Source organism: Stenotrophomonas sp. 2YAF22, from assembly GCF_052114665.1.
GTDB lineage: Bacteria > Pseudomonadota > Gammaproteobacteria > Xanthomonadales > Xanthomonadaceae > Stenotrophomonas > Stenotrophomonas indicatrix.
In genome coordinates, this window is sequence record NZ_JBFRFE010000118.1 from 1 (window position 1) to 8,568 (window position 8,568).

5 protein-coding genes and 1 pseudogene are annotated in these 8,568 nt (G+C 66.1%); 2 read left to right on the forward strand and 4 right to left on the reverse strand.

Annotated elements, in window-relative coordinates; translation table 11 throughout:
* Positions 1 to 307 (forward strand): annotated as a pseudogene (locus AB4Y84_RS07000) (TonB-dependent receptor); the annotation flags it as partial.
* Between the two features lie 136 nt (positions 308 to 443).
* On the forward strand, positions 444 to 4,247 hold the full coding sequence (locus AB4Y84_RS07005; RefSeq protein ID WP_442244264.1) for a LamG-like jellyroll fold domain-containing protein: 3,804 nt from the start codon (positions 444 to 446) through the stop codon (positions 4,245 to 4,247).
* A 122-nt stretch (positions 4,248 to 4,369) separates the two neighbouring features.
* On the opposite strand, the gene AB4Y84_RS07010 is transcribed toward AB4Y84_RS07005, so the two are convergent.
* The 4 genes from AB4Y84_RS07010 to AB4Y84_RS07025 all read right to left on the reverse strand — a co-directional run bounded on the left by AB4Y84_RS07010 (position 4,370) and on the right by AB4Y84_RS07025 (position 8,517).
* Entirely contained in the window at positions 4,370 to 5,161 is a 792-nt protein-coding gene (locus tag AB4Y84_RS07010) for a hypothetical protein (RefSeq protein ID WP_442249922.1), read from the reverse strand.
* 114 nt (positions 5,162 to 5,275) lie between these two features.
* Positions 5,276 to 5,881: a cysteine dioxygenase gene (locus AB4Y84_RS07015; RefSeq protein WP_442244266.1), complete on the reverse strand. Its 606-nt coding sequence runs from the start codon at positions 5,879 to 5,881 to the stop codon at positions 5,276 to 5,278.
* Positions 5,882 to 5,932: 51 nt separating this feature from the next.
* Entirely contained in the window at positions 5,933 to 7,555 is a 1,623-nt protein-coding gene (locus AB4Y84_RS07020; RefSeq protein ID WP_442244267.1) for a carboxylesterase/lipase family protein, read from the reverse strand.
* Positions 7,552 to 8,517 carry an alpha/beta hydrolase gene (locus AB4Y84_RS07025; protein WP_442249923.1) on the reverse strand — a complete coding sequence of 322 codons (966 nt, stop codon included), beginning with the start codon at positions 8,515 to 8,517 and terminating at the stop codon, positions 7,552 to 7,554. The genes AB4Y84_RS07020 and AB4Y84_RS07025 overlap by 4 nt, the downstream gene beginning before the upstream one ends.
* Positions 8,518 to 8,568: the final 51 nt, after the last annotated feature.

Here is an 8,568-nt window from a genome sequence, read left to right on the forward strand (position 1 = left end):
GTTCTATGAAGGCGAGAAGTTCGCCGGGCGCATCTCGGCCACCAACCGCGATGACTACCTGACCCAGGCACCGGGCCAGGAAACCGGCTTCAACCTCGATGGCTACCACGGCATGACCGGTACCACGGTGTTCGATGCATCCATCCGCTACAAGATCAGCGACCAACTGGAACTGAGCCTGGAAGGCATCAACCTGACCAACGAAGCGTCCGACGAGTGGGTGTACTCGCCGCTGACCGGTCGCCTGCCGCTGCAGTACACCGAGACCGGCCGCCAGTACCTGCTGGGGCTGCGCTACAAGTTCTGAGCGACGCCGACGGCGTGCCACCCGGCACGCCGTCGTTCGCCACGACCGCTGCTGCGCCGCAAGGTGCCGTCGCGGCGTGGCCTTGCTACGGTCCGGCGGCCCTCGCCGGCCGTCGCCCGTTGAAAGGAAACGCCTGATGCCGCACCGCTCGACCCTGTCCCGCTGCCTGTTGCTGGCGGTGGCCCTGGCTGCCGGCCCCGCGATGGCCGCCGCCGATGCGCCCACGCTGCTGTTCCATGTCGATGCCGGCAAAGGCCTTGAGGCCGTGGTGGCGCAGGGTGAGGCGGTACCGAACTTCCGCGACAAGGTCGACATCGTCGACGACGGAGCGCGCGGCAAGGTGATCCAGTGGCAGGACGACGGCGTGCTTGCCTGGGATGCACCCGGCAACATCCTCGCCCAGCGTGGCACCCTCGCCTTCGACTGGCGCGCGCGCTACGCGGTGGGCGAAGCACCGTTCGTGATCTTCCGCGTCGGCTATGCCGACCACAGTAGCTGGGACATGGCCTGGCTGCGCATCGACTGGAACGGGCATGGTTTCGATGCGTTCGTCACCGATGCCAACCTCGCCCGCACGCGCGTGTCGTTCCGCATGGACACGCCGCCACGTGCGGACCAGTGGCTGCACCTGGCCTTTGCCTGGGACGAAGACCAGGGTGTACGCCTGTTCGTCGATGGCCGCGAGGTGGCGCGTGTGCAGGCCAGCGGCGATTACGATGCCGCGCTGGACCAGCTCGGCCTGGCCGGGCGGGTGATGGCGCCCTACCAGGTGCAGAGCCGCTACAACTTCCTGCGTGGCAGCGACTTCCAGCACATCCGCGTGTATGACCGCATGCTCGATGCTGCGGCCGTCAGTGCGCTCGCGCGCGGCAAGGCCGCCGAAAGCGCCGTTGCCAGCGCTGCCGATGACCGTGCCTGGCGCCATCGCTTCGGCTGGGAAGGCGCGCCGCCACCGCCATTGACCGCAGCCAGCACGCGCATCCGCAAGATCGAATTCGACGATGCCCGCGACTTCAAGGCGTGGATGTGGAAGGCCACCGACGGCATCGCCGAGACCACCTGGCCCGGCGTCTACAACCGCTCGCGCCTGCCCGGCCGCAACGACTACTTCCAGTTGCCGGACTGGAACACGTATGTGGAAAGCGGCCAGCATCTGGACCTGACCGTCCCGGCCGGCGAGACCGTCAACCGGGTGGAGATCCGCGGCGCGGCCTTCGGCACGCTGGCCCATGGCCGCGACGCCGCGCACGCCACCCAGGTGCTGGCCACGCGTCCGCAGGGTGTGGTGCGCAGCGTGGACGACATCCCGGCACAGACCGGTGGCGTGCTGCGCTTCAGCAACGTTGAACAGGAAACGCCGATCCAGGAGATCTGGGCGTATGGCGTGAGCGAAGGTGCCGAGCCCGACGGCACGGTCAAGCAGACCTATGTCATCGACAGCCAGGCACTGCCGGACTACACCAACCTGGACACACTGCGCCGCTACATCGAAGGCCGCTACCCGGCGGCCGAACGCAGCACGGTGATGGCGCTGCCCAAGGGGGCGGGCTCGCGCCGGCGCCCGGCCGATTCGTTGCCAACGCAGCCCAAGCCCATCGTGCACGTGCTGATTCCCTCCGGCGTGGGCGATGCGCCGGCCAACCAGCCGTTGATCCGCAGTTGGGCCTACAGCTGGGAGAACATGCATGACGGCCTGGATGGCGTGGCCATCGATATTCCCGCGCTCGACCTGCCGGCCACGCACGATGGCCTGATCCCGCTGAACCTCCGCATCAAGGATCCGATCTGGCCGGCGCGCGACATGATCGATGTGTCGGTCTCGGTGCAGCCGGGGCAGAAGCGCACGCTGTGGCTGGACCTGCGCGACCGCATCCTCACCGCCGACAGCCTGTGGTTGAGCATCGCCTCGGCTGCGCCCGGCTTCGACGCCAAGGCACTGGACGGTGCGCAGGTGCGGCTGGTGTTCAAGCCACGCGCCGATGCGCTCAAGGAGCATGTGGCCGACCGCTTCAACCAGGTGCGCGACAACTGGGGCTTCCTCGTGGAGGAACACACCACCTCCAAGCGCCAGCGCCTGTACGCGCGCGTCTACGCGGACCTGAGCGATCTGCTGCGGGTCGACCCGGACCATGAGCTGGGCCGGTTGTACTGGAACTACATCAGCTACAACAGCCAGGGCCGCCCGCCGTACACCGCGCCGGAGGTGCCCAAGGGCGTACCGGCGTGGGCCTTCCACCAGGTGCAGGACCTGGCGCAGGTGCGGCAGTTCGTCGACTGGTGGATCGATCAGCGGCAGGTGGCCTACGGCGATTTCGGTGGTGGCATCTCCGATGATTCCGACCTGACCCAGCAGTGGCCCGGCCTTGCCCTGATGGGCGTGCAGCCGGACCGCCTGAATGCCTCGCTGACCGCATTGTCCGACGCGGTGTACCGCAACGGCATGTTCAGCAATGGCCTGAGCACCATCGAGACCGACGAGCTGCATGCCTACGAGGAAGGCATCAACACCAACAGCGCGATGCTGTACCTCAACTGGGGCGATCCGCTGACCCTGGAACGGCTGATGGAAACGGTGAAGGCGTTCGACGAGTGCATCATCCTGCGCAACCCGCAGGGCCATGTGCTGTTCTCCAGCAACTGGTTCGGTGGCAACAAGGTCTACCGTGAACCCAACTGGCAGTGGCAGAAGCCGTACTCGTTCCCGGTGCTGCACCCGGCGTTCCTGCTGGGCCAGTACAACGCCGACCCGACCGGGCGCCGGCTGGTGATCGGCCTGGCCGATGGCTATCTGGCCCACGCCGGCACCGACGACAAGGGCCGCTTCACCCTGCCCAACGAGATCAACTGGGCGACGGGTGAGACCCGTGGTGGCGAACTCAACAACGGTTCCGGCAGCGGTGACACGATGCACACCTTCTGGGCGGCATGGCGCTGGACCGGTGATGCGAAGTACCTGCAGGCACTGGACTATCGTGTGCAGCGCGGCGGCCCCGGCGCGCTGGCCAACCTTGGCGAGAACTATGTAGAGGCACTTGGCCGGCAGCAGGACTGGTACCCGCTGCTGACCGCCGAGGCAGATGCCGGAAAGACCGGTTTCGCCAGCCTGATGGCATGGCAGGCCAGCGGCGACCGGAAGTACATCGACGCGCTGCATGCCGAGGGCCTGCAAGCCAAGGCACAACGCGCGTACATGAACACCGAAGGCCATTGGTGGTCCGACCGGGTGGAAGCACCGAGCGAGTTCCTGCAGCGTGCGCGGCTGGGCGGCATCGCCCTGAAGCGCAACCAGAGCTGGCCCGGGCACACCGTCAGCTGGCGCTTCGATCGTGAGGGCGCCGCGGAACAGGTGGCACTGCTGGTGCATGCTCCCTCGCGTGAGCGCTTCACGATCACCAGCCACAACCTCGGTGCGCGCGTCATCGCCGCCGACATGACCGGCTGGAACGTGGGCAGCGGGACYTGGCGCGTGCGCAGTGGCGTGGACGCCGATGGCGATGGCCGCATCGACGGTACGCCGCGCCAGCGCACGGTGCAGCTGGAGACGAGTGCGTCGGTACCGATGCAGTTCCAGCCCGGTCGCACCGAAGTCTTCGAATTCGAGCGTGTGTCTGCGGGCACGCCGGTGGAAATGCGTCCGGACCTGGGAGTGGGCCGTGGCGATGTGCGGGTGGACGGGCGCCAGGTACACGTGACCGTGCACGGCCTTGGGCATGTGGCCAGCGGTGTGGGCGTGGCGATACTGGAAGATGCGCGGGGCCGCGAGATCGCACGCACCGAAGTGCCAGCGATCGCAGCACCGACCGACCTGCTGCCGAAGACGGCGGTGGTGTCGTTGCCGTTGCCGGCAGGGGAACGCGGCGGCCTGCGCGTGCGTGTTGCGCTGGCCGACGGCGGTGAGGAAGTCACGCGGCTCAACAATGTGGTGGATGTGCCGCGGTGACGCTTGGAGGTGCTCCTCTCACAACACGGACACCGACAATACGTCGGCATCCATCCAATGAAGTTTCAAGGGAAGCTCATAGGGGCTGGAGTTGATCGATTGCTTTTCTGTCGATCTGAGTGTCAAGCCAAATCGACAGTGATGAAAGCAATGTCGTCGAGCGTCATGTACTTCTTTCCGTTCTGAGAAGTCCGAGGCTGACCGATTGCTAGGACATATGCACCTGCGAGATCTTCAGAATCCTCGATGTTGAAACGTTCGAAGAAGGAATCAACAATCTCATCTGGTAAGCAGATGCTAATGTCACCGCGTCCCCCAGAGTTCAACCAAAGCGCTTGAGCTCCAAGGCGAGCGTCGGTGATCATCCCCCAGTAGCCGCCGAGGCGCCCCATGTCTCGCTCACTGATTTCCTGGAACTCCACGAAGAAGTCGCGTACAGACGTGGGATTACCACCGGCGATCTCCAGCTGTTGCAGCGAGTACCTGAAGCCCGGTGAATGTCGGAGGTGCCGGAGAAGGGTACGAAGTCTACGATGAGACTGTGCTCTGTAATGCCCGTCACCTTGAATGGCTCGACCACCACGAGGACGTCCATCTAGTTCGGGCACTTGGTCGACGTGGACGTCGCCAGGTGCAGCGCCAAAGGCCAGGTCAATTACGAGAACGCCATCATTCTGGCGAATCTCTTCATCCGCTCCTATTCCACCGTCATGGCGAGCGAAATCCTCTGCACCCAATGGACATTGGGGGCCATGAGGTCTTGCACCAAAGCATGCGGCCACACCTCTTCTAGACGCTTTCCGGAAGAATGCCTGATTTCCGCAGCCAGTGCAGACAAGATTCCTCCGCTTTAGCTCCAACTCAGCAGGAGGCAATTGTTCGAACTGTTGAGAAGTGAATTGCTGATCGTTCAAGGTGCATCGTGCAACGTCCATTTCCGCTCCAATGACAAGGGTTTCTTCTGCACACCGTTATCGGCAGACGGAAGTCAATCCTTAGCTTGGTCGCATAGATGAAAGTCTGCGAAGCTATGAAAATCCAATGGGGGTCGCTACGTCGGTCTCCATCACCTTCACCCGGCGCTGGTACCAGCCGTCATCCAGCGGATCGAACACCGCGCTGCGCTCCATCACGCCCTGGTAGACGTGCACGGACACTGCCACGTCCTCGTCGCTGGCGTTGCGCAGCGTGTGGTACTCGTGCGGCGGAATCAGGCTGCCGGCGCTGCCACGGTGCCCGTACAGCGTGTCCTGCGCAGCGAAGCGGTGACGCTCGCCACGCTGTTCCAGCAGCGCGTACGGGGTCACGATCAGCTCGCCCTGCCAGACGCCTTCCACGCACCACATCGCATCGTGGTCGTGCAGTGGCGTGCCCTGCCCCGGGCCCCAGCACATCGCGATCACGCTGTAGCCCAGCGTGGCGCTTCGGTACAGTTCACGGCGCGCGTAATGACCATCCACGGGGCGACGTACGCAGGGCGGCAGCTCGATCAGCGGATCGACGATGGCTTCACGCAGCACCCGTTGCAGCGCACCGGTGATCGCCTGCGGATCGACCAGGCAGACGGCGGCATCAATCCCTGCAATCAAGCGCTCGCGGCCGGTGAACGGCGGTGGCGTGAACATCGCTTCCATGAACCGACTCTAGCCGAGGCGGGTTAACAGAATGTTTGCACCGCGGTGTCATCACTGCGTGCCGCGCTGCACGAACGGCACTTTTGCATAGAGCGCGCGCTCTCCCGCGCGTGGATCGTCAACCATGCGGCTGTGACTATCGAACAGCATCGTCTGCCGGTATGGCAATGAATACGGGGCCCATTGCGACATTCCTGCGTGATTCGGATCACCGGAGCGCGCAAATGCAATCAGGGCATCGCTCATCGTCGCCGCCAGTGCCTTGGCGTCTTCACCACCGCCAGTGCGTGCACCGGGCAGACCGGCGTTGTCGAACACCAGCGGAATATCCAGCGTGTGGAACGCGCGCAGGCGTCCCTCTTCCACCGGTGATGGCCAATCGAGCTGGTAGGCCCAGGTGGGTGCGGCCCCGGTTGCCTGCCGAGCGCGTGCTTCCAGTTCCTCCACCGCACCACGCCACGAGCGGCCGGCGGTGGTGGCCGCGAAGAACACCTCTGAGGGCGTGTAGTGCGGATACAGGCGTCGATACTCTGCGATCACCACCGAGGGCAGCAGATCGACGAACTGCTGCTTCTCCAGCTGCGCCGGCAGATCCTCCCAGGTCAGCCTGAAGTTGGCCGGGTCGTTGCCAAGGAACGCGCGCGTCTCATCGCGGGTGTTGCCGATCACCATCGGAATCGACGCGGACTGCGCCGGTGCCTGTGGCCAGAACGGGTGCACCGGCAGCACCACCTCATCCAGTACCGGGCCGAAGTACAGCGCGCTGCTTTCCACCCGCGAAGGATCACGTGCGCGGGTGGCGGCCAGCAGCTCGGTCGCCGGCAGTCGCAGCAACGCCTGCAGGTCGCGCGCGTCCACGGCTTCCATCGCAATCGAAGCCCGTTGCGCCGCCGCACGTGGACCGGCGGCGGTCACCTGCTGCCCGCTCATCGTCCACGCGCGCTGGAACAGGCCTTTCGCTGCGGGCATCGCCATCAGTGTGGCGATCTTGGCGCCGCCACCGGATTGCCCGAACACGGTGATGTTGCCGGCGTCGCCGCCGATCACCGCCGCATGCTCGCGCACCCACTGCAGCGCCTGCACCAGGTCGAGCTGGCCGACGTTGCCGGAGGCCGCATAGCGCGGATCGCCGAGCGCGCCCAGGTACAGGTAGCCGAAGGTGTTCAGGCGATGATTGACGGTGACCACCACCACGTCGCCGCGTCGGCACAGCGCGCTGCCGTCGTACAGCGGATCGCTGCCAGAGCCGTTGTTGAAGCCACCGCCATGGATGTAGACCAGGATCGGCCGCTTGCCGCCGTCGCCCAGTGCCGGCGTCCAGACGTTGAGGAACAGGCAATCTTCGCTGCCCGGCCCGTCCGCCCCGGTCTGTGGCGCGGATGCGGCATATTCCAGGGCGTCGGCGATACCACGCCAGCCCGTCTCGCGCCGTGGCGGCTGGAAACGGTAGGCGGAGGTGTCAGCGCCATAACGCAGACCGCGGAACACGTGCACGCCGTGCTCGCGCTGGCCACGCACGCGGCCGCCACGCAGGCGTGCCACCACCTGTGTGTCATCACGTGGCCCAGGCACCGCGGCGGCAGGAAGCGCTGCGAGGGTGGCCGTGGCCAGCGCCCAGCGTGCACTGTCGCGCAGGAAACGACGGCGCTGCAGGTTGGCATCCGCCTGGTTCAATGTGCCGCCTCCGTCGCCTGCAGCCAGCGTTGTGCCAGCAGCGGCCACACGGCCAGCGTTGAATCAGGCGGCATGCGCATGCCGAAGCCATGGCCGCCATGGGCGAACAGGTGCAGTTCGTGTTCGACACCCGCCTTGGCCAGTGCCTGCGCCATCACCTCGCTGTTGTGCACGTTGACCACCCGATCGTCGTTGGCATGGATCAGCAGCGTCGGCGGCATGTCCGCGCGCACGTGCTGCTGCATCGAATACTGCGCGGCCAACGCCGCATCGGGCTGCTCGCCCAGCAGGCGTCCGCGTGAGCCGCTGTGTGCATGCGCGCCCATGTCGATCACGGGATACACCAGCACCGCGCGTGCGGGACGCGCGCTGAGGCGATCGATGGCATCGCGTGGCGGGTAGACCGGCGCATCGAAACCGGTGGCCAGCCGTGCGGCCACATGGCCGCCGGCGGAGAAGCCCATCACCGACACGCTGTCGGCATCCAGCCTGCGCCGTGCGGCCTGGTCGCGCACCACGCGCAGTGCGCGCTGCGCGTCGGCCAGTGCCGCCTGGCGGTCGCGGCCGGCCTGCGGCAGGCGGTAGCGCAGCACGAACAGGGTGTAGCCGGCACGGTCCACCCACTCCGGCACCAGCGCGCTGTCCTCCTTGTCGATCACCACGCGCTGGTAGCCGCCACCGGGAATCACCAGCAGCGCGCGGCCGTTGGCACGGGCGGGCGTGTGCACCAGCAGGTAGGGCGCATCGACCTGGTCGATGAAGCGATCGGGGTGGGCCGGATCATCGCTGCGCTCGACCACGCGCGCCGGCCGCGCCGTGCCCGTTTCACCGGGGACCTGCCCCGCCGGCCACAGCGGCAGCTGCTCGCCAGCAAGCTCCCGGCCCAGGTGTTCGCCTGCGCGCAACGGCACATCGGCCGCGGATGCGGGGACGGTCAGCAGCAGGCCTGACAGCAACAACAGCACACGGGAAAAACGCATGGTGGAAAGGGCTCCAACGGGGAGACAACAGAG

Coding starts and splice junctions, on each gene's coding strand:
- AB4Y84_RS07015 (WP_442244266.1), bottom strand. CDS start 5,881: ATGGAAGCGATGTTCACGCCACCGCCGTTCACCGGCCGCGAGCGCTTG.